Origin of the sequence: Roseomonas sp. OT10, assembly GCF_020991085.1 — a bacterium.
Classification (GTDB): Bacteria; Pseudomonadota; Alphaproteobacteria; order Acetobacterales; family Acetobacteraceae; genus Roseomonas; species Roseomonas cutis.
This window is the reverse complement of record NZ_CP087719.1, coordinates 4,638,185-4,661,205: the sequence shown is the minus strand read 5'-3', so window position 1 is coordinate 4,661,205 and position 23,021 is coordinate 4,638,185. Positions and strand designations below refer to the sequence as shown.

Here is a 23,021-nt window from a genome sequence, read left to right as displayed (position 1 = left end):
AGGTGGGCTGCGGAGGCGGCTTTTTGCTGCTACCGAGCGCCCTGTGCCGACATCCGGATAGCGTCTGGACCCGGACGCCAGGTCATGCGCGCTGCTCATTCAGCAGACCGAGGCTCCGGCGCAGGGTGTAGGCGATGGCGGCGAGGCGCACCTGTAGCCCTGCCTTGGCCAGGCCGAGCCAGAGTATGCGCCGCAGGCCGTAGCTTCGCTTGCAGGTGCCGAAGACTTTCTCGATTCGGCAGCGGACGTGCCGGACGGCCGCATTGTGCGCCTCCAGCCGCGCCAGCGCCGCCGGCTCCCCCCAGGTGATGCGGATGCTGGCCGAGGGCAGCAGCGTCGCATCGGGCCAGCATAGAGGTCCACACCACGGAGCCATGACGGTCGAGCTGGCGCGTGACCGCCTCGAACAGCACGCGGTCCAGCTTGCGCTGCACCAGCGCGGCGCGGAACCGCACGAAGGCCGTGCGCTCGGGCACAGGCTCCTGCCGGGCAAAGCCACGGAACCGCCGGAAGCTCGCCCGGTCGTCGAGCACCTCCGCCAGGCGGACATCCGACAGGTCGTGCCAGGTCGCCAGCAGCAGCGCATGGAACAGCGCCAGCGGCGGCCAGCCCGCCTCGCCCTTCGACGCCGAGATCCCCGCCAGCAGGGCCTCCAGCTCGGCCCAGTCGATCATCGTCCCGATCACGTCGCGCGCCGTGCCGCCCTTCGGCGAGGGACCGCCCAGGGACAGACGCTCCTGCCCGATCCGCCGCCGCGCCATCGCCGCCGCCGCAACCCTCGCAGCGACATCGAATCAGAACCTGCCCCGCCAGATCAAGCGCATCCGCGCACAGGTCTCATGAGACCCTCCGGCACAGCCACTGCTCCTCCAGGCAATGAGGGCAGGCGGCAGCAGTGGTCTCTGAGACCCAGACAGGGAAATGATGAAAGCGCCGCCGGCTGGATACAGTATTAGCGCCAGCGCCGGAGCAGGTCCTCCCGCGGCGGCTGCCGGGGCACGTCCGGCGCCTCCAGCTGCTCCCGGGGCAGGATCGGCAACGGCACGTTTCTAAGGGGGTAGGTCACCATCACCTCGAGAAAAGGTGCGAGCTAGCTGTCCAGGTCGTTGCCCCCCCTGGATAACCATCGCCCCGCCTTCCGCTCCATCACGCAGCAGACAGGCTTCGATACTTCCCTTCAAAGTGCCCAGGTAGTGCTAATCGGCACGGTCCTGTTGGAAGCCAACGACAAATGGCAGCTCCAGCACCGCTACATGGGAACCGAGGCGGTGGCCGGGCTGCTGAACCCGAACTCCACCCCAGGCCACCTGAGCGTGGCTGCCCCAATCTACATCTCAATCTCCGCCACTTTGATGGGTGCGACCGGGAGAGTCGAGCATTAGGGGGCAACAACAATGGTGCCCTCAAGCTGCTCAGGCGGCCATTGGTGTGTGCAGTATCAGGGAATCTTATGGGGTCAGCATAAGAGAGCATTTTACAATTGAGCGGACATCGATCCTTCTCCCGTCAGCAAGCGGATGTCTCCAGGCCGCCACAGGGGCGATCGAGGAAAGATCACCGTTGTGCCTGATCACGGTTGCGATGGGGTGGTGTCGATGCTGCATCGGCTGAGCGTGCGAATGGCGATCGGTGGCCTCGCCTTCATCGGCAGTACAGATGTCACTCCAGCTCTGACTGCGCCGAACGGGACAGTGACCGTCGTGGTCACGAATCTGGATCGCGAGGCCCTAGATCCCGGGCTCTCCAACGCGCAGGATCTCGTCTGCAACGACGCGATCTACGATGCCCTGATCGGTACGGCGCCGGATGGGACATTGTCCCCTGGCGATGGTCTGGCGGAGCGCTGGAAACCCGTCAGGACGGGATGCGCCTCAGCGTGATGCTGCGTCGGGGTGCCCGGTGGCACGATGGCCGGCCGGCGACGGTGGACGACGTCGTCTTCACCCTAACGGAGCGGCTGCGTGCCCAGGAGGCGGTGTGCATCGTCTGCGGCATCCTGCGACGCTCGATCCGGCAAGTCAGCGCGGAGGGGGAACAGGGTGCCGCTATCGACCTCAACGCGCCTGACGTCACCTTCTTCGCCACGCTGAGTTCGCGCGATGCCAACGTGTGCATCCTGCCACGCCTGTCGCCGCAAGGGCGAGGGTTGGGAGCTTTCCGGTACGCCGGTCGGCAGCGGGCCATGGAAGTTCGCGGGCTTCCGCCCAGGCATCGAGGTGACGATGACGGCCAACGAGGCCTACTGGAACCTACAGCGGGTGCCCAGCTTCGCGACCCTGCGCCTCCTTCCCGGCGCGCAGCGCAATGCACGCCTGGCGATGCTTCGCGCCGGCGAGGCGGACATGGCCTTCGTGCACCCGCGGCTGCTCGTGCTGGACGAGCCCATCTCGGCGCTAGACGTGTCCGTGCGGGCGCAGGTCATGAACCTCCTGGCGGACCTCAAGGCGCAGCTTGGCATGTCGATGGTGCTCATCTCGCACGATCTGGTGACGGTGCGCTGCCTGGCGGACGAGATCCTCGCCCCGCGTCGCGGCGAGGTGGTGGAGGCGAGAGATTGTCCCACGGCTTTTGCCTCGCCTCGCCTCGCCTCGCCTCGCCTCGCCTCGCCCCGGCACGGGCATACTCGTGCCTTGATCAATACGGCACGGCTTCTCCGACGCCCGGCCGCCTCCCTCGGGGTGCCAAGGTGAACGCCGGCGCGGCATCCGTCGACGCCGCGGCCCTGGCCCGGCCGAGCTGGATCGAGGTGGAGCCCGGCGCCGCAGCGGCCAACGCGGCCGCCATCCGCCGCGCCCTGCCCCCGGGGGTGCAGATCCATGCCTGCGTCAAGCGCAACGGCTACGGCTGCGGCGCGGCGACCCTGGCCCGCGCGGCCGCTCCCTGGGTCGACGGCTTCGCGGTGGCGAATATCCGGGACGGTGTTGCCATCCGCCAGGCCGGGGTCGGGCGCCCGGTGCTTCTCTACCCCAGCGTCCTGCCCGACGCGGCGCCGCTGGTGGAAGCGAATGACCTGACCGTGAGCCTGGGCGGGATGGCGGAGACCTTGGCCTGGGAGGCCGCCTTCCGGTCGTCGCGCCCGGTCTTCGTGAAGCTCGATGTCGGGCTCCTGCGGGGCGGCGCGGGGCCTGAGGAAGCCCTGGCCGTCGCCCGCCGGGTGGCGGCATCCCCCCGGCTGCACCTCGCCGGTTGCTACGCCCATGCCAATGTCCGCCCGGAGGACGAGGCGGGCCTGCGCGCCCAGTTCGCCCGCTTCACCGCCTTCGGCTCGGCCTTGCGTGCGCTCGGCATCACGCCGCCAGTGGAGATGATCTCCTCCTCCGAGACGGTGCTGGCGCATCCGGAGATGGATCTCAGCGGGGTGGATCCCGGGCGGCTGCTGCTCGGCGTGACGCCCGTGGCCAGCCCCGCCCGCCCGATCCGGCTGCGGCCGGTGCTGACCGCCTTCCGGTCGCGTCTGGTGGCGGTGAAGGAGGTGGCCTCCGTGCTGCGGACGGACGAGGCAGGCGCACCCTTCCCGATCCGCCCGGGGATGCGCGTCGGTGTCCTGCCCGTGGGCTGGGGCGACGGGCTGCCGCGCCGGATGGCCCCGGGGGCGGCCGTGCTGGTGCGCGGCCAAAGGGCGCCCGTGCTGCCCCCCATCCACCTGGAGCATCTGCGGCTGGACCTGACGGGGATCGACGCCGGGCTGGGCGACGAGGCGACGCTCTTCGGCCGGCAGGACGCGGCGGAGATCACGCGGGAGGAGATCGGCCGGCTCTGGGACGCGGAGGGTACGACCTTCTTCGGGCAGATGCGCGACCACCTGCCGCGCATCCTCATCCACGACGACGCGGCCCGCCACGGGCCGCAAGGGGAAGGGCAGACATGACGCCACGCACGGAGACGCTCCTGGATCTGGCGCGCAAGCACATCATCCCGCACAAGCCCGGTGTCATCCGCGCCCCGATCATGGCCACGGGCCAGGGCAGCATCGTGGGCGACACCGACGGCCGCAGCTACATCGACTTCCTCAGCGGCCAGGTCTGCTCCACCATCGGGCACAGCCACCCGGCCGTCGTGGAGGCGCTGCGCGAATCCTGCGAGCGCATGCTCCACTGCAACGCCAACATGCAGAGCGAGACAGGAATCCTTCTGGCGGCCGAACTCGCCGCCATCATGCCCGGGCGCCTGAGCAAGTCCCTGTTCAAGAGCTCGGGCAGCGAGGCCAACGAGATGGCCATCCACCTGGCCAAGAAGGCCACGGGCAACTGGGAGGTGGTCTCACTCGCAGGCGCCTTCCATGGCATGACCTCCGGCCCGCGGGCCAGCACCTTCACCAGCGGCACCCGCGGCGGCTACGGGCCGGGGGTTCCAGGCACCTTCGCCTTCCCCGTGCCGGATTGCTACCGGTCCCGCCACGCGACCCGCAAGGCCACCGACGACGGCTGGGTCTGCGAGGAGAGCGTGCGGGAGTGCCTCGCCATGGGGACCGCGCTCTTCGACGCCCAGAGCCAGGGAAGCCCCGCCGCGGTCCTGGTGGAACCCATCCTCAGCGCGGGTGGGGTCACCGAGCCGCCCGTCTCCTTCCTCCGGGGGCTCAAGACCTTCGCGGAGGAGCGGGGCATGCTCCTCATCATGGACGAATGCCAGACCGGGCTGGGGCGGGCCGGCTCCTGGCTCGTCTCCCACGACTACGGCTTCGTGCCGGACGTGATCACGCTGTCGAAGACCCTGGGCGCCGGCCTCCCGGTCAGCTCCGTCACCACCACGCCGGAGATCGTCGACATCCTGGTTGAGAAGCGCTTCATGCACAGCGCGTCGCACGTGAACGACCCCTTCGCCGGCGCTGTCGGACTCGCCGTCCTGCGCGTGCTGAAGGAGGAAGGTCTGATCGAGCAGTCCCGCCGCAAGGGCGAAGCGATCAAGGCGGCTCTGCGGCGGATGGCGCAGCGCTGGGAGTGGATCGGCGACATCCGCGGGCGTGGCCTTCTGCTTGGCATGGAGCTGGTCCGCGACCGCGACAGCAAGGAGCCCGCCGATGCGGAATGCCGGCGCTTCCACGACCTTTGCCTGGAGAGCGGGCTGATCCTCAACATCTGCGGCGCCTACAACAACGTCATCCGCATGATGCCGCCGATCACGATCTCCGATTCCGAGATCGACGCGGCCCTGGCCATCATGGATTCGGCGTTCCGCCGCATGGCGGAGGATGCCGCGGCGCCTGCGCCCCGCGCCGCATCGCTCGCTGCCCATTGACCGGAGGACACGGACCATGCCCCGCATCAACGGCGAGCGCCTGCTCGGCGACCTGCGCCGCATCGCGCAGTTCGGCGCCTACCGGACCGGCGTGCACCGCCCGACCTTCTCGCCCCAGGACGTTGAGTCCCGCCACTGGCTGGTGGAGCGCATGCGCGAGGCCGGCCTGGACGCCAGGATCGACGGCGTGGGCAATGTCTTCGGCCGCTGTCCCGGCGCCGGCCCGCGCCTCCTGATGGGCTCGCACAGCGAGACCCAATCCTATTCCGGCTGGCTGGACGGCGTGATGGGCGTCATCTACGGGCTGGAAGTCGCGCGCGCGCTGCGCGAGGACCCGGACTGCGACGGCATGGGGGTGGACGTCGCCGCCTGGGCCGACGAGGAGAGCTTCTTCATGAACTACCTCGGCAGCCGTTCCTTCATCGGGACGCTGACCGAGGAGATGCTGGATGCCTCCGTCAGCCGCATCGACGGCCAGCCCCTGCGGGAGGCGCTGCAGCAGGCCGGATTCGCGGGGCTGGCGCAGCAGCGGCTCGAGGAGGGGCGCTACCTCGGCTACATGGAGGCGCATATCGAACAGGGCGCCACGCTGGAGCAGGCGGGGCTGCGGATCGGCGCCGTCACTGGCATCGTCGGCGTGCGGCTGTTCCGGGTAACGGCCGAAGGCATCCAGAACCACGCCGGCACCACCCCCATGCCGATCCGTCGGGACGCGCGCGCAGCCGTCACGCGGCTGTGCAATGCCATCGACGAAGGCTTCGCGGGCCTGGCCGCCGAGCGTACGGTCTGGACCATCGGGCGGATCGATCTCGAACCCAACTTCCCCAGTGTCATCCCGGGGCGCGCCACGATGATGGTGCAGATGCGCGATGTGGACGACGCCGTCCTGGAACGGATGGAGCAAGCGCTGCGCTCCATGGTGGCGGAGGCAGATGCGCGCGGCCCATGCCGCCTCGGCATCGAGCGCGTCTCCTTCTCGAAGCCGGCGATCATGGATGCGGGATTCGTCGCGGCCGTCGCCGAGGCGGCCGAGCGCCATGCGCCGGGGCTATGGACCCGAATGCAGTCCGGCGCCGGGCACGATGCGCAGATCCTCGCGCTGCGAATGCCCGCGGCGATGCTCTTCGTGCCGTCCATCGGCGGCATCAGCCATCACTGGACGGAGAACACCTCGGACGAGGACCTCGTGCTGGGCTGCCAGGTCTTCGCCACCGCCGCCGCCGGGATCATGCGGAATGCCCCTGCTGGCGGTCCGGGCCGGCGCGAGGCTGGCGCGACCCCGTGACACGGGCCGTCTGGGTCCGGATCGTGCTGCTGTCCCTGCTGTGGGGCGGCAGCTTCCTTTGCATGAAGCTGGCCGTGCGGGAGCTGCCGCCGCTCACCATCGTCTTCCTGCGGACGGCCCTGGGCGCGTGTACGCTGCTCCTGCTGCTGGCCACGCTGCGGCCCGTCGTGCCCTGGTCCGGCGCCGTCTGGCGGAATTGCCTCGCCATGGGAGCACTCAACAACCTCATCCCCTTCTCCTGCATCATCTGGGCCCAGCAATGGATCGGGATGGGGCTTGGCGCCGTGGTGAATGCTGCGACGCCGCTGCTGACCGTCCTGCTCGCCCATGCCTTGACCGCGGAGGAGCATCTCACCCGGACTCGGATCGCAGGCACGGGCCTCGGCTTGGTGGGTGTCGCCGTGTTGGTTTCGCCCGTCGTCACCGCGCCTGCCGCGGGCGGCACGAGGCTGGCCATCGGCGCGGCCTGCCTCGCCGCGCTGTCGCAGGCCCTCGCCGCCATCAAGGGCAGGAGCTTCCGTCGCCTGGGCATCCCGCCGCTCGCCGCGGCCGCCGGGCAGATCGCCGCCGCCGCGCTGCTGGTCCTTCCCCTTGCGCTGCTGCTGGAGCGGCCGTGGACCCTCCCGATGCCCTCCGGCGGCACCTTGCTGGTGGTCGCGGTGCTGGGCCTGGCCTGCACCGGCCTCGCCTTCGTCCTGTTCTTTTCCATCCTCGAGCGTGCCGGAGCGGGCGCTTCCTCCATCGCCATGATGCTGGTGCCGGTGAACGCGATGCTGCTCGGCGCCCTCGTCTTCCGCGAACGCCTCCTGCCGGTGCAATGGCTCGGCGCCGCCATGGTCGGCCTGGGCCTGCTGGTGCTCGCCGGCCGAGCCCGCTGGCCGCTATCCCCCAAGCTCCTTCCCTCCAGCATGCGACGAGGCAGACCATGATCGGACGCCGTACCCTCCTGGCCGCGGGCGCGGCCACAACACTCGCGGGGCCGCGGCTGGCGCGGGCCCAGCCAGGCCGGATCCTGCGCTTCGTGCCGCAGGCGGACCTGCCGAACCTGGATCCGGTGGCGGGCACCCAGCTCGTCGTGGCCAACGGCAGCCGCCTCGTCTACGATACCCTCTACGGCATCGGGGCGGATTTCGTGGCCCGCCCGCAGATGTGTGCCGGTCACGAGCTGTCCGATGACTCCAGGATCTGGACCTTCGTGCTGCGCCCGGATCTCCGCTTCCACGACGGCGAGCCGGTCCTGGCGAAGGATGCCGTGGCCAGCATCGCCCGCTGGATGCGGCGCGACAGCATGGGCCAGATCCTCCAGGCGCGGCTCGACACGGTGGAGGTCCTGGACGACAGGCGCTTCCGGCTGCGGCTGAAGCAGCCCTTCCCGCAGCTTCTCTATGCCTTCGCCAAGCCGCGCTCGAACATGCTGGCCATCATGCCAGCGCGGATCGCGGAGCTGGACGCCTTCAAGGTGGTCCCGGAGTACATCGGCTCCGGCCCGATGCGCTTCCGTCGCGACGAATGGGTCGCCGGATCGCGCGCCGTCTTCGAGCGCTTCGACGCCTACAGCCCGCGGCCGGAGCCGGCGGACTGGCTGGCGGGTGGCAAGCGCGTGCTGGTGGACCGGGTCGAATGGATCACCATGCCGGATGCCGCCACGGCCGCCAACGCGCTGGTCTCCGGCGAGATCGACTGGTGGGAGAGCCCGGTCTCCGACCTGATGCCGCTGCTGGAGGGACGGCGCGGCATCCGCACGGGCATCGCGGACCCGCTAGGCAATCTCGGCATCCTGCGCCTCAACCACCTGCACCCGCCTTTCAACGATGTCCGCGCGCGGCGCGCGCTGCAGATGGCAGTGGATCAGGAGGACTACATGCGGGCGGTGGCAGGGGACGACCCCGCCATGTGGAAACGCCTGCCGAGCTTCTTCACGCCGGGCACACCCTACTACACGGAGGAAGGCGGGGAGGTGCTGCGCGGGCCGCGCCGGCTGGACGAGGCCCGCCGCCTGCTCGCCGAGGCGGGCTATGGCGGTGAGAGGGTGGTCCTCCTCGTCGCGACTGACGTCGCCATCACCAAGGCACAGGGCGAGGTCACGGCGGACCTGATGCGCCGACTCGGCCTGAACGTAGACTTCCAGTCGCTGGACTGGGGCACGGTCGGCAGCCGCCGCGCGAACAAGGGGCCGCCGGAGCAGGGCGGCTGGCATGCCTTCCACACCTGGAACCCCGGTTCCGGCTGCGTGACGCCGGCAGGCTACAGCCAACTCGACGCGACCGGCGACAAGGCCTGGTTCGGCTGGCCACGGGACGAGGCCGTGCAGGCGCGAATCGCCGACTGGTACGCCGCCACGGACGAGGCGGGGGCCAAGCAGGCCATGGGAGCCTTGAACCGGGCCTCGATGCGGGCGGTCACCTCGATCCCGACCGGCTTCTTCATGACGAAGATGGCGTGGCGGCAGGAGGTGCAGGGCGTGATCTCGGCGCCCTTCCCATGCTTCTGGGGCATCGGGAAGGGTTGATGCGAGGCGGCCCCCCCACCTCACGCGGCCGCGGTGGCCGAACTGCGGCGGCGGCTTTCCATCAGGGGCAGGATATGGCGTCCGAACGCATCGATTCCCTCACGGAACTCGTCGAAGCTCAACATGACGCCTTCCAGCCCCTCGATGGACGCCATCTCGTCCAGCATGGCGGCGATGCTGCGATAGGAGCCGACCAGGACCGAGCCCTGCGTCGGCAACGGCGTGCCGCTGCTCACGTTGCGGCCGGCCGTCGAATGGGCCTCGGCATTGCGATCGGCGGAAGCCTGGGCGTCGCGCCAGCCGATCGCCACGAGATCGACGCCTTCCTTGTAGCGCTCCCAACGTGTCATCGCCGCGCTGTCCGTCTCATCGGCGATGATCATCGTGAGGGCGAGGGCGCGGGTGGCGCTGCCCATGCCGGCGGCGTGACGGTTGAGCCGCTGCACCATGGGGGCGAAGTTGCCGGGCCGGTTGAGGCCGCCGACGGAGCAGAAGTTGTAGTCGCAATAGGCGCCGGCGAAGCGCATGCCTGCTTCGCTCGTTCCGGCAGAGACGAGCGGGATGCGGGCCGACGGCAGGGGGCCGAGACGGCAATCGTCCATCCGGAAGAAGTCGCCCCGGAAGTCGGAGCGGCCCTGTGACCAAAGCTGGTTCATCACCGTCACGTATTCGGTGAGATATTCGTAGCGTCGGGCGAAATGCGCCTCTCCCGGCCAGAGGCCCATCTGCTCGAACTCGGCCTTCAGCCAGCCCGTGACCATGTTCAGCCCGAAGCGGCCACCGGAGATGGAGTCGATCGTCACTGCCATGCGCGCCGCGATGGCCGGCGGGATGGTGAGGCACGACACCGTCCCAAACAGCCTGATCCGCTCGGTGACCGCAGCCAGCCCGGCCATCAGCGTCAGGGATTCCAGCGCGTGGTCCCAGTACTGCGTCGGACCGCCGAAGCCGCGCAGCTTGATCATCGACAGCACGAAATCGAAGCCGTAACGCTCTGCCGCCTGCGTGACATCGCGGTTCAACTCGAAGCTCGGCATGAACTGGGGAGAGGTGGAGGAGATGAGCCAGCCGTTGTTACCGACAGGCAGGAATACGCCGAGCTTCATGCGGAATGCCTCTGACCGATGCCGTCGCCCGCGTTTTAGGCGGTGCGCGAACGGATCAGCAGAAAAAAGCCTTGGCAACCCCATAGCCTGGGCGAATACCCCCGCACCATAAGGGCTAAGCACGGAGATGCGGGCGCCATCGTGGCGGCCGGATCGCGACGAGGTGCGACCAGCGTTGAACCTGCGCCAGATCGAGGTGTTCCGCGCCATCATGCTGACCGGTTCGGTCAGCTCGGCCGGCCGTCTCCTCTCCATCTCACAGCCGGCGGTGAGCCGGGTGCTGCGCCAGGTCGAGGACAGGACCCACGTCCAGCTCTTCGTCCGCCGGGCGACCGGGCTGCAACCGACGCCGGAGGCGCAGCGCCTCTTCGCCGAGATCGAGCGCGTGTACCAGGGCGTGCAGCGCGTGCAGAGCTTGGCCGGCAGCCTCGCCAGGGTGAAGACCGGGACGCTGCGCCTAGCCTCCGTCCCCAGCCTGGGCCAGTCGCTGGCCCCGCGTGCCGTCGGCGCCTTCCACCGGGCCTATCCCGACGTCAAGGTCGTCATCGATCTCCTGCTGCACCGGCAGATCGTGGAGGCGGTGGCGCGCGGCGACTTCGACCTCGGCATCTCCCTGACGCGGGGCGAGCATCCCAACATCGCGTCCGCCCCGCTGGGCGCTTCCCGGCTCGTCTGCGTGTGCCCGAGGGAGCATGCCCTGGCCTCGCGGCGCGAGGTCTCCCCCGGAGACATGCTGGAGCATGCGATGGTGCTCCAGGAGGAGGACACGCCGGTCGGCGCCGTCATCCAGCAGTTCCTGTCGCATGGCCACCGCCCGCCGCAGGTGGCCTGCTCCGTGCGCGTCACCGGGCTGGCCTGCAGCCTCGTGCAGACAGGCATGGGCATCGCCATCGTGGACGAGTTCTCCTTCGATCACGCCGTGTGGCCGGGGCTCGTCGCGCGGCCGCTGCGCGGAGACCCCTATCTCCGCTACCATCTCCTGACGTCCGTCCACCAGCCAGCCTCCGTCGTCACCACCACCTTCGTGGAGATGCTGCGCGAGCTGGTGGCCGAGCACGCCTACGATCTCCTCGAGCCCCCCATATCCGGCGCGCATGACCCGCGGACGAATCCGCATGCGCCTCGGAAAGGCCGGTCGTCCGATCATGGCTGAAGCCATGTGAGGACAGGATCGATGCCGAAAGGGCGTGTCGCCATCGTCACCGGTGCGGCGAGCGGGATAGGGGAGGCGACGGCGCGCCGCTTCGCGGAAGCGGGCCTTCGCGTCGTCCTGGTCGACCGGGATGCTGCCGTTGCGCCGCTCGCCGCGGCGCTGGGCGGCGAGGCGCATCGCGTCGACCTCGCGGAGGAGGCGGCCATCCTGGACTTCGCCGCGACGCTGCGCCGGCAGGGACGCGAGGTAGACATACTGGTGAACAACGCCGGGATTCACCGCAAGCAGGACGGCCGCCGCGCCGCCATCGAGCAGATCTCCACGGAAGCCTGGAACGAACACCTGGCGGTCAACCTGACCGCCCCCTTCCTGCTTTGCCGGGAGCTGCTGCCGCTCATGCGTGGACGGGGGTGGGGGCGTATCGTGAACGTCGCATCCCGTGCCGGGCGCACCCTGTCCCCCATGGCCGCCGCCCACTACTCGGCCTCCAAGGCCGGGCTGATCGGCTTCACCCGGGTTCTGGCCAACGAGGTCGCGCCGGACGGCATCACCGCCAACAGCGTGGCTCCCGGTCCGATCGCCACCGCCCTGGCCGCGGCCTGGACACCCGAGCAGCGGGAGGGCTTCGGGCGCGGCATTCCACTGGGCCGCTACGGGTCAGCGGCGGAGGTCGCGGCGGTGATCGCCTTCCTGGCGTCGGAGGAGGCGTCCTACGTGACCGGCGCCTGCTACGATGTGAACGGCGGCACCTTCCTCCCGTAACCCATAAGCGGCGGGTATGCCCGACCGACAAATGGCGATTAGGCAGACGGCCTCCTGCCTCCCAAGCTTCCGCCGGTCAGACGAGGTCAACCCCGATGAAGCGCCTGCTTCCCGCCCTTGCCATGCTCGCCGTGCTGGGAGGTACGCCAGCCCGGGCACAGAATGCGGGGCATGACGACACCCGGCCGCTGATCGTGGGGCTGGATGTGGGAGAGCGCCCCTTCGCCTTCACCGAGGCGAATGGGCAGGTGGCGGGTTTCTCCTACGATCTCGCGAAGCTCATCGCCGAGCGGCTCGGCCGGCCGGGCATGGAGGTCGTCGATGTGAACTTCTCGGCGATGTTCGCCGGCCTCTTCTCCGGGCGTTTCGAGATGTCCACCGCGCCCGTCACCATCCGGCCGGAGCGCGCGGAGCGGCTGCTCTTCTCGGAACCCTTCCTGTCCACCGGGATGGCCTTCATCACCCGCCGCAACCTCGGCCTCGACAGCCTCGAGGCGCTGTCGGGCCGCACGCTGGCGGTCAACACCGGCGGCAGCCACGACCAGTGGGCCACGGCCAACGCCCAGACCTATGGCTTCACCATCCAGCGCTACAACAAGACCGCGGATGCGTTGCAGGCGGTGTTGAGCGGCCGGGCCCAGGTCATGCTGACCGAGGAGCCGGTCGCCCGCTCCTTCGTGACGCTGTCCCCCACGATCCAGGTGGCGAGGACGCTGGAGACCGGGCTGGCCTTCGGACTGATCTTCCGCAACGAGGACGAGGCGTTTCGGGACCGCGTGGAGGTGATCCTGGAATGCATCAAGACCAGCGGCGCCATGCGGGACCTGCATCGCAAGTGGTTCGGCATCGACCCGGCCCCGGGAAGCGTCGCGGCCACGCCGATGCCCGGCTTCGGCCCCCCGGGCTTCACCGGCTTCCGCGCCAGCGCCGAACCGCCGGGCTGCCGCTAGGCACAGGACCTTGCAACAGCTGCTGCACAGCTTCCTGGATTTCGGGTCGCTCCGGGGGCAGTGGCCGGCGATCTGGGCCGGCCTTTCCGTCACGATCGGCATGACCGCGACCACCATCCTGATCGGCATCCCGCTCGGCCTGGCGCTGGCGGTCCTGCGGCTCCATGGCTGGCGGCCGCTGAACCTCCCCCTGGTCGCCGCCGTGGACCTCCTACGCACCCTGCCGCCCCTGGTGCTGATCATGCTGGTCTATTTCGGCCTGCCCTACCTCGACGTGCTCGTCTCTCCGTTCTGGACGACGGTGCTGTGCGTCGCCGCGATCCTCGCCGCCTACAGCGAGGAGGTCTTCTGGGCGGCCTTCACCACCGTTCCGACCGGGCAGTGGGAAGCCGGGCGCTGCACCGGCATGGGCTTCACCGCGACGCTGCTGTTGGTGGCGATGCCCCAGGCGGTGCGGATGAGCATCCCCGGGCTGACGAACCGCGCCATCGCGGCAGGCAAGTCCACCACCCTTGGCTCGGCCGTGGCGGTCACGGACCTGCTGAGCGTGACGAACAGCATCCAGTCGAACCTGGCCAATCCCACGGCACTCACCGTCGGCGCCGCGCTCTTCCTCGGCCTCTTCCTCCCCTTCGTCCTGCTGACCCGCCTACTGGAGCGGCGCTTCGGTGACGGCCAGTCCTCCCGGCGGCCGATCCGATGACGCAGCTGATCGACACCTTCTTCAACCTGCCCATCATCCTGCAGAGCCTGCCCCTGCTCCTGCAGGGCCTGTGGCTGACGGTGGCGCTGACGCTGGTCGCGCTGCCGGTCTCCGCCCTGGCCGGTCTGCTGCTGGCCTGCCTCGGCGAGGCGCCGTCCCGCACGGCGCGCCTTCTTTCCAGGGCGCATGTCGACGTCTTCCGCGCCATGCCGCCACTCGTGCTTCTCGTCTTCCTGTTCTACGCGCTGCCGCTGGTTGGTCTCGGCCTGCCCCAGTTCCTGGCCGCCACGCTGAGCATGGTGCTGAACGGCTCCGCCTATTTCGCCGAGGTCTTCCGCGCGGGGCTGGAGGCGGTGCCCCGGGGCCAGCGGGAGGCCGCGCGTTCCCTCGGCATGAGTTGGACGGTCGCCACGCTGCTGGTGGTGGTGCCGCCGGCCGTCCGACACGTGCTGCCGGATCTTCTCGGGAACGCCATTGAGCTCTTCAAGCTCACCGCCATCGCCTCGGCGGTCTCGATGCAGGATCTGCTGCGGAGCGCGCAGATCAGCCAGGGCCTGACCTTCAATCCCAGCCCGCTGACCGCGGCCGCGCTGATCTATGTCGCCATCGCCTGGCCGCTGGTGCGATGGATGTCCAATGCCCAGCGGCGCGACCTGCCGCCGCATGTCCGATGAGCGGCGGCACACGAAAGAATCCATTGGGAGATTGTTCCGACATGCCTCAGATCGGACTCATCACGACCGGACACGGACCGCGGGACGAGTACGTGCAGTATCATCGCCACCTGCTCGGATCGCTCGGCCAGACCGTGGAGATCCGCATCGAGCATCTGCTCGACGGCCTGTCCTGGCCGGAGATCGCGCCCCACACGGGGGGGCCGGAGGAGGTTGTCCTGGGTGCCTATGTGAGGGCCGAGGGTGCGGTGGGGCCGCGCATGCCCAATGGCACGGTGCACGGCTATCTGAGGATGGACTGGGCGGTGACGCGGGTGCAGGCGGCCGTCGACCGGCTCGTCGCGGGCGGTGCGGACGTCATCATCTTCTGCGCCGCCGCCCCCCTGCCGGTGGAGGGGATCAGGAGCCCGGTGCCGCTCCTGCAACCCGCCGACGTCATGGCCAACATCGTGCGCGACATGGCCGGGCATGCCTCCTCCCGGCTTCGCGTCGGCCTGCTCACGACCGCGGGGCATGGACGCAAGGACCTCGAGCACTGGCAGGGCCTCTCCTTTGCCTCGCGTCTCGACCTCGACAATGTCGTCTTCGAGGGCGATCCGCTGTCGGCCGTGCCGTCGCTCCGCGGCAGGAAGGACGTGATCGTTGTCTGGAGCTATGGCTGGGGCCTCATCTCCCCAAGCCCGCGGCCACTCTCCGAGATGATGGAGGAGATGGTGGGATGCCCCGTCCTCATGGGGCACCGTGTCACGGCTCTCATGGCCGCGGCGATCCTGCGCTGCGGCTTCGACGACCGGCGCTTTGCGGCCTGAAGGGAGACAATCGATGAATCAGCGCTTTGCGGACCGTGTCGGGGTCATCACGGGCGGAGCCAAGGGTATCGGCCGGCAGACGGTGCTGCGCTTCCTGCGGGAAGGGGGGACTGCCGCGGTCATGGATCTCGAGGCGCCGGATTCCGAATGGGTCGAAAGCCTCCGCCGCGAGGCGGGCGACGCCGCTGGCAGGCTGCTCTACCAGAGCCTGGACATGACGGTCGAGACCTCGGTCAGGAGCGCCTTCGCGCGGGTCCGCGCCGAGGTCGGGGACCCGACGATCCTCGTGAACAACCTCGGCTTCGGCGCCAACCCGAAGCCGCTCGAGGAGTACAGCCTGGAGGAGTTCAACCGGTTCATCGCGGTGAACCTCACCACCGCCTTCCTCGCATCCCGCGAGGTGCTGCCGGGGATGCGGCGGATCGGCGATGGCCGCATCGTCAATCTCTCCTCCATCACCGGACGCAGCGTGACCCTCATCTCCAACATCCCCTACACGACGGCAAAGGCCGCGCTGATGGGGTTGACGCGCAAGACGGCGCAGGAGGAAGGGCCGAACGGCATCCGGGTGAATGCCGTCGCACCCGGGACCACCTTCACGGAACGGGTGAAGGCGCGCTACGACGCGCTGGGTGAGGAGGAGCGGAGCCGGCGGGTCCAGGCCTATCCGCTGCGGCGCGCCGCCCGGCCCGAGGAGATCGCCGCGGCGATCCTGTTCCTCGCCTCCGATGATGCCAGCTACATCACCGGCGTCGTGCTGGACGTGAATGGCGGGCAGCTCATGGCATGATCGGCCCGTCGCCCCCGGCGCCCGTCATCAGCGCCGGGCGAAGAGCACCCGGTTCTCGAGACGCGACACCAGCCGGACGAGGGGCCACAGGATCAGGAAGTAGGCGAGGGCGGCCGCGACGATGGGAGAGGCGTTGTAGGTGACGTTCTGGGCCTGCCTCGCCTGGAACAGGAGCTCCGGCAGGCCCACGATGCTGGCGATGGAGGTCAGCTTCACCACCTCCAGCGTGTTGCTCGTCAGGTCCGGCAGGACGTTCCTCACCGCCTGGGGCAGCACCACGTAAGCCATGGTGGGCACCGCCCCGAGGCCGGTGGAGCGCGCGGCCTCGGTCTGTCCGACGGGGACGCTGTTGATGCCCGCACGCAGGATCTCGCCGTAATAGGCGCTGGCGTTGAGCAGGAAACCCAGCAGGACGGCGCCCCATGCGCCCAGGTCGATGCCCGCGAAGGGCAGGCCCGAGTAGAGCATGACCAGCAGCACGAGCGGGGGAATCCCGCGGAACAGGTCGGTCCAGAGGGCGGCGAGACGGCGCGCCAGACTGGAGCGCAGGCTTGCCAGGAGGGCCAGTACGACGCCTCCGACCAGGCCGGCCGGGATCACCATGATGGCGAGGAGGAGCGTCTGGCGCAGGCCGCTTAGGAGGATCGGCGACGCCTCCCGGACGATGTCGATGTTGAGGAAGGCCTCGGCGAACTCGTTCATCCGGCTGTCCCTAGCGCTTCCAGCTGTAACGGCCCTCGATCCACCGCCCCACCGCGATCATCGGGGTGAACAGGATGGCATAGGCGATGGCGCCGAGCGTGAGAGGCGAGGGGTTCGAGGAGAAGGCCATCGCGCTCTGCGCGGCGCCCAGTATTTCCGAAACGCCCACCGCGGAGCCGAGCGCGGTGCCCTTGGTGATGGAGATGGCTCGGCTCGTGAGGGGAGGGATGGCCATGCGAAGGGCCTGCGGCAGCACGACCAGGCGGAGGGCGGCGACGAATCCGAGGCCCGTCGAGCGTGCCGCCTCCCATTGACCCCTGGAGACAGCGGTGATGCCGGCCCAGCAGACCTCCTCCGCGAAGGACATGAGAATGAGCGACAGCGCCAGCCAGGTGGCCGCGAAGCCGGAGAAATTCACGCCCACCGTCGGCAGACCGAAGAAGAGGAGCATGATGACGACAAGCGGCGGCAGGGCGCGGAACAGGTCCACGACGACGATGAGCGTCCAGTTCAGGGGGCGAATGCCGAGGCTGCGCAGGCACGCCAGTAGCACGCCGGAGACCAGGCCAGTGACGATGATGAGGCCAGCCAGTATCACCGTCAGGAGGAAGCCCTGCGCCACCGCCGGCCAGTAGCGGGCCATGACCTCCAGGTTGAAGAAGGAGAAGAGGAATCCCTCGAGTCCTTCCATCGGGTCAATGCCGGCCGATCTGTCGGATGAAGCTCTGGGTGCGGGGGTGGCGCGGGGCTCCGAAGATCTCCGTCGGCGGGCCTTCCTCCAGCTTCTCGCCATCCGCCATGAAGACCACGCGGTCGGCCGCGGCCCTGGCGAAGGCCATCTCGTGGCTCACCACCACCATCGTCATCCCGCTCTCCCGCAATTCCCGCATCACTTGCAGCACGCTGCCGACGAGCTCGGGGTCCAGGGCGCTGGTCGGCTCGTCGAAGAGCATGACGCGTGGCTGCAGGGCGATGGCGCGCGCGATGGCGACGCGCTGCTGCTGCCCGCCCGAAAGCTGGGACGGCAGGTGCCCCGCCCGGTCGGCAAGCCCGACGCGGGCCAGCGCCTCCATGCCGGCGGCCTCCGCCTCCACGCGCGACCGGCGCAGGACGTGGCGCAGCGCGAGGGTCACGTTGCCCAGCGCCGTCATGTGCGGATACAGGTTGAAGGACTGGAAGACCATGCCGATCCGGCGGCGGATACGGTTCACATCCGCCCGCTTGTTCAGGATCTCGATGCCGTCCACCTGGATGGAGCCGCTGTCCGGCTCCTCCAGGCGGTTCAGGCAGCGCAGCAGGGTGCTCTTCCCCGAGCCCGACGGGCCGATGATGAAGACGAGCTCCCTCTCCCGCACCGTCAGGTCGATCCCTTTCAGCACGTCCAGCGTCCCGAAGCGCTTCCAGACGGCGCGTGCGTCGATCAGGGGATGGGCCATGGCCGTCGTCAGGGACAGCGGAGTTCGTGGGGCGCCGGGTCGTGGCCGGGGCGGTCGGGCAGGCCGTAGCCGGGGCTGACCGTCCGCTCGAGCGAGTCCGGACTGGGAGCCGTCCCGAACCATTTCTCGGAGATGCGGGCGACCGTGCCGTCCTGCTTCATGCATTCCAGCGCGCCTTCGATCTGGTTGCGCAGGGCGACATTATCCTTGCGAAGGGGAAAGGCCCATTCGATCCGCGTACCGGGAATGACGTAGTCCGGCTGCAGTTGCCGGATGCGCGTGGCGGCGTATCGGATCACCGTGTTTCCGGCGAGGTTGGCATAGGCCCTGCCCGTGAAGACCGCCTGCACGGCGTCCGGCTGGCTGTCGAAGGTCTGCACGGTGAAGCCATAGCGCTCGGCATTGGCCTGCGCCCAGGCATCGTAGTTCGAGCCCTTGTTCACGGCGATCGCCTTGCCCCGCAGTTCGTCGAGGGAGGTGATCGGCTGGGAGCCACGGCGGATGGCGAACTGGTAGTCGCTGTAGAGATAGCCCTCGGTGAAGAGCAGGTTCGCGAGGCGCTCCGGGGTCGGGCTGGTCGGTGCACCGAGGAAGTCGTAGCGGCCGGCGTTCAGCGCCGGGATCAGGCCGGAGAAGGCGACGGCGTCGATGGTCACGGGCCGGCCGAGACGGCGCCCGATCTCGTTGACGAGGTCGATGTTGAAGCCCTGCACGCCGCCTTCGAGGCGGGGAAAGGCATGCGGCGCGAAGGTGCCGTCCACGCCGACCCGCAGCGGCTCCTGGGCGGCGGCGAATCCGGTCGGTGCCGCGACCAGCACCAAGGCAAGGAACAGGCGTCGCATCTGGGTTCTTCCTCTCGCTCTGCGGATGGTTCCCGGCGATCTCAGACCGCGACGATCACGCCGCGGCGCTCCGTGATCAGGCCGTAATGCTCGATCTGCCGGTTGGCCTCGAAGTTGAACGTCGTGCGGCGGTTGTGGAGGCTGAGATCGAGGTCGCAGTCTGCGACCACCACCTCGTCCCCCGTGGTCACCGCCTGGGCGACGATGTCGCCGGTCGGCGCGATGATGCAGCTGCCGCCCATGAACTCGACGCCTTCCTCCATGCCTGCCTTGGCCACCCCGACGACCCAGCAACAGTTCTGATAGGCGCCGGCCTGCATCACCAGGTGGTTGTGGAAGGAGGACAGGTGCGCAGGCTCCTGGACCTGGTGATTTCCCACCATGGTCCGTCGCACGCTGCCTGTGTTGTAGCCGAGCATGATGAGCTCCGCGCCCTGGAGGCTCATGGCCCGGTAGGTTTCCGGCCAGCGCCGGTCGTTGCAGATGGCCATGCCCATCACGCCCCCGAAGGCGCGAAAGACCGGGAAGCCCAGATCTCCGACCTCGTAGTAGCGCTTCTCGAAGTTTCCGGCGCAGCCCGTCGGGTCGGCCTCCTTGCGCCCTGGAAGGTGGATCTTCCGGTACTTGCCGACGATTGTGCCGTCCTTGCCGACGAGGATGGCGGTGTTGAAGCGCTTCTTCCTGCCCGCCTGCTCGGTCAGCTCGGCATATCCGAGATAGAAGCCGATGCCGAGGCGTGCGGCCTCGTCGAACAGCGGCTGGACGTCCGGGTTGGGCATCGCCGCCTCGCAGAAGGCATCCGCCTCGTCAGGATCGTCGAAGACCCAGCGCGGGAAGAAGGTGGTCAGCGCCATCTCCGGATAGACGACAAGCTCGGCGCCGAAGCCATGGGCCTTGCGCAGCATAGCCAGCAGGCGTTCCACCACCTCCGCCCTGCTGTGCGCGCGGGCGACCGGACCCATCTGGGCGGCGGCGACGCGGACCTTTCTTGCCATGCTGTTGGTTCCTTCGCGGATTGCGCCGGTGGGCATTGCGCTTCTGATCTGCCGGCACCGATTGGCAATTGCCATGCCAGGATGCCCGAATCCGTGCAGGATAGGTTGCGTGTGCGGATTCACGAAGGTAGAAATCCTGCACGCCCGCAGGTCTGGCTGCCGGCGGCGCGTTCCGTTGGGTGGAGGGGTGATGCGACGGCGAATCCTTGTGGTGAATCCCAATTCCAGCGTCCACATCACCGCCGCCCTGAGCGACGCTGTCGACGGCCAAAGGGATGGGCATGTTGCCGTCGATTGCGTCACCCTTTCGGAGGGGCCGCCGGGAATCGCGTCGCACACCCACAAGGCCGAAGTGGTGCCGCCGATGCAGGCCCTGATCCGGCGCGAGGAAGGGCAGACCGATGCCTTCGTGGTCGCGTGCTTCGGGGATCCCGGACTGCTCGCCATGCGGGAGGCGACGCGGCGTCCCGTCTTCGGCATGGGGGAATGCTCCTTCTACACCGCCATGTCTCTCGCAGACCGCTTCGGCGTCATCTCGGTCGTCGAGGCCTCGCGCCCTCGGCTCGCTCGCTACCTGCGCGAGCTCGGCCTGACCGACCGCTTCGCCGGGAGCGTGGCGGCGGGCATCCCGGTGGTCGGGCTCGCGGATGATCCCGCCCGGACGTTGGACAGCCTGTGCAACGCCGGTGCCGCGCTCGTTGCCATGGGTGCCCAGGCCGTGATCACCGGTTGCGCCGGCATGGCGGCCTATCGCGCCGCCCTCGCCTCCAACATCGGGGTACCGGTCGTCGAGCCGACCCAGGCGGCCGTCGCCATGGCCGCCGGCATCCTCCGTTCCCAGGCAGGCTAGACCCCATGCAGAGATTCGACACCGTGATCCGCGGCGGCACCGTCGTTACCGCAGCGGATACCATGCAGGCCGATATCGGCATCCTCAATGGTGCCATCGCGGCCATCGGGCGCGGGCTGTCCCCCGGCGCCACCGAGATCGATGCCGGGGGGCTGCTGGTGCTGCCCGGGGGGATCGACAGCCACTGCCACATCGCGCAGCCGAAGCGCGGCACGCCCGTCGTCAGCGCGGATACCTTCGAGAGCGCGACCACCTCGGCGGCGTTCGGCGGAACGACGAGCGTCATCTGCTTCTCGCCGCAGTTCAAGGGAGGCTCCCTGACGCCGGAGCTGCGTGCCTATCAGGAGACGGCGCGGCAGTCCGTCCTCGACTACAGCTTCCACCTGATTGTCACGGACCCGACCCCCGCGGTGCTTGGGGAGTTGCCGGCACTGATCGCGGAGGGGCACCGGTCGATCAAGATCTTCATGACCTACGAGGCCAGCCGGCTGGACGACCGGCAGGTGCTGGAGGTGCTCGCCGCGGCGCGTGAGCACGCCGCCTTCGTCACGGTCCATGCGGAGAACCACGACGCCATCCGCTGGATGACCACCCGGCTGGAAGCCGCGGGACTCACCACGCCGCCCTATCACGCCGTGAGCAAGCCGCCCCTGGTGGAGCGGGAGGCCATCCACCGCATCATCATGCTCGCCGAGCTTCTGGACCAGCCGATCCAGATCTTCCACGTCAGCAGCGCCCAGGGCATTTCCGAGATCCGCCGGGCGCAGGAGCGCGGGCTGAAGATTCATGCGGAGACCTGCCCGCAGTACCTCGTGCTGACGGCAGAGGCGCTGCAAGGCGAGGGCTTCGAGGGGGCGAAGGCGATCTGCAGCCCGGCGCTGCGGGAGCCGGCCGATCAGGAAGCGCTGTGGCAGGCGCTCCGCGACGGCGTGCTGGGCGTGGTCTCCTCGGACCACGCGCCCACGCGCTTCGGCGGGGCGGACGGCAAGCAGGCCTTCGGGGCGCATGCCCCCTTCTCCAAGGTGGCGAACGGCGTGCCGGGGCTGGAGACGCGCCTGCCGCTCCTGTTCTCGGAAGGCGTCGTGAAGGGGCGGATCGACCTGCAGCAGTTCGTGGCGGTGACCGCGACGAACCCCGCCAAGCTCTTCGGGCTGTACCCCCGCAAGGGATCCATCGCGATCGGCATGGATGCCGACCTGGCGATCTGGGACCCCGGCTGCAGGCGCCGCATCGCCAATGCCGAGCTGCACCACGCCGTGGACTACACGCCCTATGAGGGGATGGAGGTGACGGGTTGGCCGATGACCACGCTGGTCCGCGGGACGGTCGTGGTGCAGGACGGCGCCCGCCGCGTGGAGCCTGGCTTCGGCCGCTTCCTGGCGCGCGGGCCCTATCCGGCCATGCAGCCCAGGGGCGTCTTCCCCACGGGCTTCGACCCCTTCGCCACGACAGGCTGAGGAGACCGAGATGGATCTGCGTTTGGAGGGACAGGTCGCCCTCGTCACCGGCGCCTCGGCCGGGCTCGGCGTCGGCATCGCGCGGCTCCTGGCCGCGGAGGGCTGCCGGCTCGGCATCCTCGCCAGGCGGCGCGACCGGCTCGACGCCCTCGCGGCGGAGCTGCCGCCCGGCGCGGAAGCCCTGGTGATCGAGGAGGACATCATCGCGCCGGGGGCTCCGGAGCGCGTGCGCACGGCCATGGAAGGGCGCTTCGGGTGCTGTGACATCCTCGTCAACAATGCCGGCGGCAGCCGGCCGCAGGCCGATCTCGGCAGCGACGACGCCTGGACCGAGGCCATGCTGCTGAACTTCGAGGCGGGGCGGCGCCTCTCGCACGCCATCATCCCCGGGATGCGCGCGCGCCGCTACGGCCGCATCGTCTGCCTCACCGGCCAGGACGAGCCGCGCGAGGTCAACGCGGCCAATGCGCCGAACGGCGCCGTCCACATCTGGGCCAAGGCGATGTCGCGTCACCTCGGGCCCGAGGGCATCACCGTCAACTGCGTGGCGCCGGGCCGAATCCATTCGGAGCAGGTGGACCGGCGCCTGATGGCCGATGCGGAGGTCCACCGGAAGGCCCTGGCGGACATCCCGGTCGGCTATCTGGGCGAGCCGGAAGACCTCGCGGTGCTGGTCGCCCTCCTCTGCTCGCCGCGCGCGCGCTACATCACGGGCCAGGTCATCCATGTGGATGGCGGCACGCGGCGCTTCAGCCATTGAGAC

General features: G+C 69.3%; 24 protein-coding genes and 2 pseudogenes. 18 read left to right on the top strand and 8 right to left on the bottom strand.

Annotated features, from left to right (window positions below):
* Positions 1-82: 82 nt before the first annotated feature.
* Both LPC08_RS21265 and LPC08_RS21260 read right to left on the bottom strand, forming a co-directional pair.
* Positions 83-376, bottom strand: a complete 294-nt coding sequence (locus LPC08_RS21265; protein WP_230453129.1) for a transposase — start codon at positions 374-376, stop codon at positions 83-85.
* Between the two features lie 124 nt (positions 377-500).
* Positions 501-674, bottom strand: a pseudogene (locus tag LPC08_RS21260) (transposase); the annotation flags it as partial.
* Positions 675-1,196: 522 nt separating this feature from the next.
* Between LPC08_RS21260 and LPC08_RS21255 the strand changes: the two are divergent.
* From LPC08_RS21255 to LPC08_RS21220, 8 genes and pseudogenes are all read left to right on the top strand, one after another.
* Positions 1,197-1,382: pseudogene (locus LPC08_RS21255) on the top strand (hypothetical protein); the annotation flags it as partial.
* 213 nt (positions 1,383-1,595) lie between these two features.
* Complete coding sequence (locus tag LPC08_RS21250; protein WP_230450229.1) at positions 1,596-1,880, top strand: hypothetical protein; 285 nt, start codon at positions 1,596-1,598, stop codon at positions 1,878-1,880.
* A gap of 219 nt (positions 1,881-2,099) precedes the next feature.
* On the top strand, positions 2,100-2,690 hold the full coding sequence (locus tag LPC08_RS21245; RefSeq protein WP_230450228.1) for an ABC transporter substrate-binding protein: 591 nt from the start codon (positions 2,100-2,102) through the stop codon (positions 2,688-2,690).
* A complete protein-coding gene (locus LPC08_RS21240; RefSeq protein ID WP_230450227.1) occupies positions 2,687-3,868 on the top strand; it encodes an alanine racemase in 1,182 nt (393 codons plus the stop codon). Before LPC08_RS21245 ends, LPC08_RS21240 begins: the two co-directional genes overlap by 4 nt.
* Positions 3,865-5,235, top strand: a complete 1,371-nt coding sequence (locus LPC08_RS21235) for an aspartate aminotransferase family protein (protein ID WP_230450226.1) — start codon at positions 3,865-3,867, stop codon at positions 5,233-5,235. The genes LPC08_RS21240 and LPC08_RS21235 overlap by 4 nt, the downstream gene beginning before the upstream one ends.
* 16 nt (positions 5,236-5,251) lie before the next feature.
* Positions 5,252-6,520 (top strand): hydantoinase/carbamoylase family amidase, encoded by a 1,269-nt coding sequence (locus LPC08_RS21230; RefSeq protein ID WP_230450225.1) that lies wholly within the window; start codon positions 5,252-5,254, stop codon positions 6,518-6,520.
* A complete protein-coding gene (locus LPC08_RS21225; RefSeq protein WP_230450224.1) occupies positions 6,517-7,449 on the top strand; it encodes a DMT family transporter in 933 nt (310 codons plus the stop codon). Before LPC08_RS21230 ends, LPC08_RS21225 begins: the two co-directional genes overlap by 4 nt.
* Complete coding sequence (locus LPC08_RS21220) at positions 7,446-9,029, top strand: ABC transporter substrate-binding protein (protein ID WP_230450223.1); 1,584 nt, start codon at positions 7,446-7,448, stop codon at positions 9,027-9,029. Before LPC08_RS21225 ends, LPC08_RS21220 begins: the two co-directional genes overlap by 4 nt.
* Positions 9,030-9,049: 20 nt before the next feature.
* Here the strand turns inward: LPC08_RS21220 and rutA are convergent, their stop codons facing one another.
* Positions 9,050-10,135 carry a pyrimidine utilization protein A gene (gene rutA / locus LPC08_RS21215; RefSeq protein ID WP_230450222.1) on the bottom strand — a complete coding sequence of 362 codons (1,086 nt, stop codon included), beginning with the start codon at positions 10,133-10,135 and terminating at the stop codon, positions 9,050-9,052.
* Positions 10,136-10,298: 163 nt separating this feature from the next.
* Here rutA and LPC08_RS21210 point away from each other — a divergent pair, with 163 nt between their 5' ends.
* The 7 genes from LPC08_RS21210 (at position 10,299) to LPC08_RS21180 (ending at position 15,976) form a co-directional block, all read left to right on the top strand.
* Entirely contained in the window at positions 10,299-11,288 is a 990-nt protein-coding gene (locus LPC08_RS21210) for a LysR family transcriptional regulator (protein ID WP_230450221.1), read from the top strand.
* 21 nt (positions 11,289-11,309) lie between these two features.
* Positions 11,310-12,050: an SDR family NAD(P)-dependent oxidoreductase gene (locus tag LPC08_RS21205; protein WP_230450220.1), complete on the top strand. Its 741-nt coding sequence runs from the start codon at positions 11,310-11,312 to the stop codon at positions 12,048-12,050.
* A 95-nt stretch (positions 12,051-12,145) separates the two neighbouring features.
* Positions 12,146-13,000, top strand: coding sequence for a substrate-binding periplasmic protein (locus LPC08_RS21200; RefSeq protein WP_230450219.1), 855 nt, complete (start codon positions 12,146-12,148; stop codon positions 12,998-13,000).
* Positions 13,001-13,010: 10 nt separating this feature from the next.
* Positions 13,011-13,703, top strand: coding sequence for an amino acid ABC transporter permease (locus tag LPC08_RS21195; protein WP_230450218.1), 693 nt, complete (start codon positions 13,011-13,013; stop codon positions 13,701-13,703).
* Complete coding sequence (locus LPC08_RS21190; RefSeq protein WP_230450217.1) at positions 13,700-14,377, top strand: amino acid ABC transporter permease; 678 nt, start codon at positions 13,700-13,702, stop codon at positions 14,375-14,377. The genes LPC08_RS21195 and LPC08_RS21190 overlap by 4 nt, the downstream gene beginning before the upstream one ends.
* 41 nt (positions 14,378-14,418) lie before the next feature.
* Positions 14,419-15,186 (top strand): AroM family protein, encoded by a 768-nt coding sequence (locus tag LPC08_RS21185; protein ID WP_230450216.1) that lies wholly within the window; start codon positions 14,419-14,421, stop codon positions 15,184-15,186.
* 13 nt (positions 15,187-15,199) lie between these two features.
* Positions 15,200-15,976, top strand: a complete 777-nt coding sequence (locus tag LPC08_RS21180; protein WP_230450215.1) for an SDR family NAD(P)-dependent oxidoreductase — start codon at positions 15,200-15,202, stop codon at positions 15,974-15,976.
* Positions 15,977-16,003: 27 nt separating this feature from the next.
* Here LPC08_RS21180 and LPC08_RS21175 read toward each other — a convergent pair whose 3' ends face one another.
* From LPC08_RS21175 to LPC08_RS21155, 5 genes are read right to left on the bottom strand one after another with little or no spacing between them, the layout of a single operon-like run.
* The gene (locus tag LPC08_RS21175) at positions 16,004-16,678 is read right to left on the bottom strand and encodes an amino acid ABC transporter permease (RefSeq protein WP_230450214.1); all 675 of its coding nucleotides are present in this window, start codon (positions 16,676-16,678) and stop codon (positions 16,004-16,006) included.
* Positions 16,679-16,688: 10 nt separating this feature from the next.
* Entirely contained in the window at positions 16,689-17,369 is a 681-nt protein-coding gene (locus tag LPC08_RS21170; protein WP_230450213.1) for an amino acid ABC transporter permease, read from the bottom strand.
* 4 nt (positions 17,370-17,373) lie between these two features.
* Positions 17,374-18,114, bottom strand: a complete 741-nt coding sequence (locus tag LPC08_RS21165) for an amino acid ABC transporter ATP-binding protein (RefSeq protein ID WP_230450212.1) — start codon at positions 18,112-18,114, stop codon at positions 17,374-17,376.
* Between the two features lie 8 nt (positions 18,115-18,122).
* Positions 18,123-18,956 carry a transporter substrate-binding domain-containing protein gene (locus tag LPC08_RS21160; protein ID WP_230450211.1) on the bottom strand — a complete coding sequence of 278 codons (834 nt, stop codon included), beginning with the start codon at positions 18,954-18,956 and terminating at the stop codon, positions 18,123-18,125.
* Between the two features lie 41 nt (positions 18,957-18,997).
* Positions 18,998-19,951, bottom strand: coding sequence for an N-carbamoyl-D-amino-acid hydrolase (locus tag LPC08_RS21155; protein ID WP_230450210.1), 954 nt, complete (start codon positions 19,949-19,951; stop codon positions 18,998-19,000).
* A gap of 190 nt (positions 19,952-20,141) precedes the next feature.
* Here LPC08_RS21155 and LPC08_RS21150 point away from each other — a divergent pair, with 190 nt between their 5' ends.
* Genes LPC08_RS21150 through LPC08_RS21140 form a run of 3 tightly spaced genes read left to right on the top strand, consistent with a single transcriptional unit; the run spans position 20,142 to position 23,018 of the window.
* Positions 20,142-20,801 (top strand): aspartate/glutamate racemase family protein, encoded by a 660-nt coding sequence (locus LPC08_RS21150; protein WP_230450209.1) that lies wholly within the window; start codon positions 20,142-20,144, stop codon positions 20,799-20,801.
* Positions 20,802-20,806: 5 nt separating this feature from the next.
* Entirely contained in the window at positions 20,807-22,258 is a 1,452-nt protein-coding gene (hydA, locus tag LPC08_RS21145; protein ID WP_230450208.1) for a dihydropyrimidinase, read from the top strand.
* Between the two features lie 10 nt (positions 22,259-22,268).
* Complete coding sequence (locus tag LPC08_RS21140; RefSeq protein ID WP_230450207.1) at positions 22,269-23,018, top strand: SDR family oxidoreductase; 750 nt, start codon at positions 22,269-22,271, stop codon at positions 23,016-23,018.
* Positions 23,019-23,021: the final 3 nt, after the last annotated feature.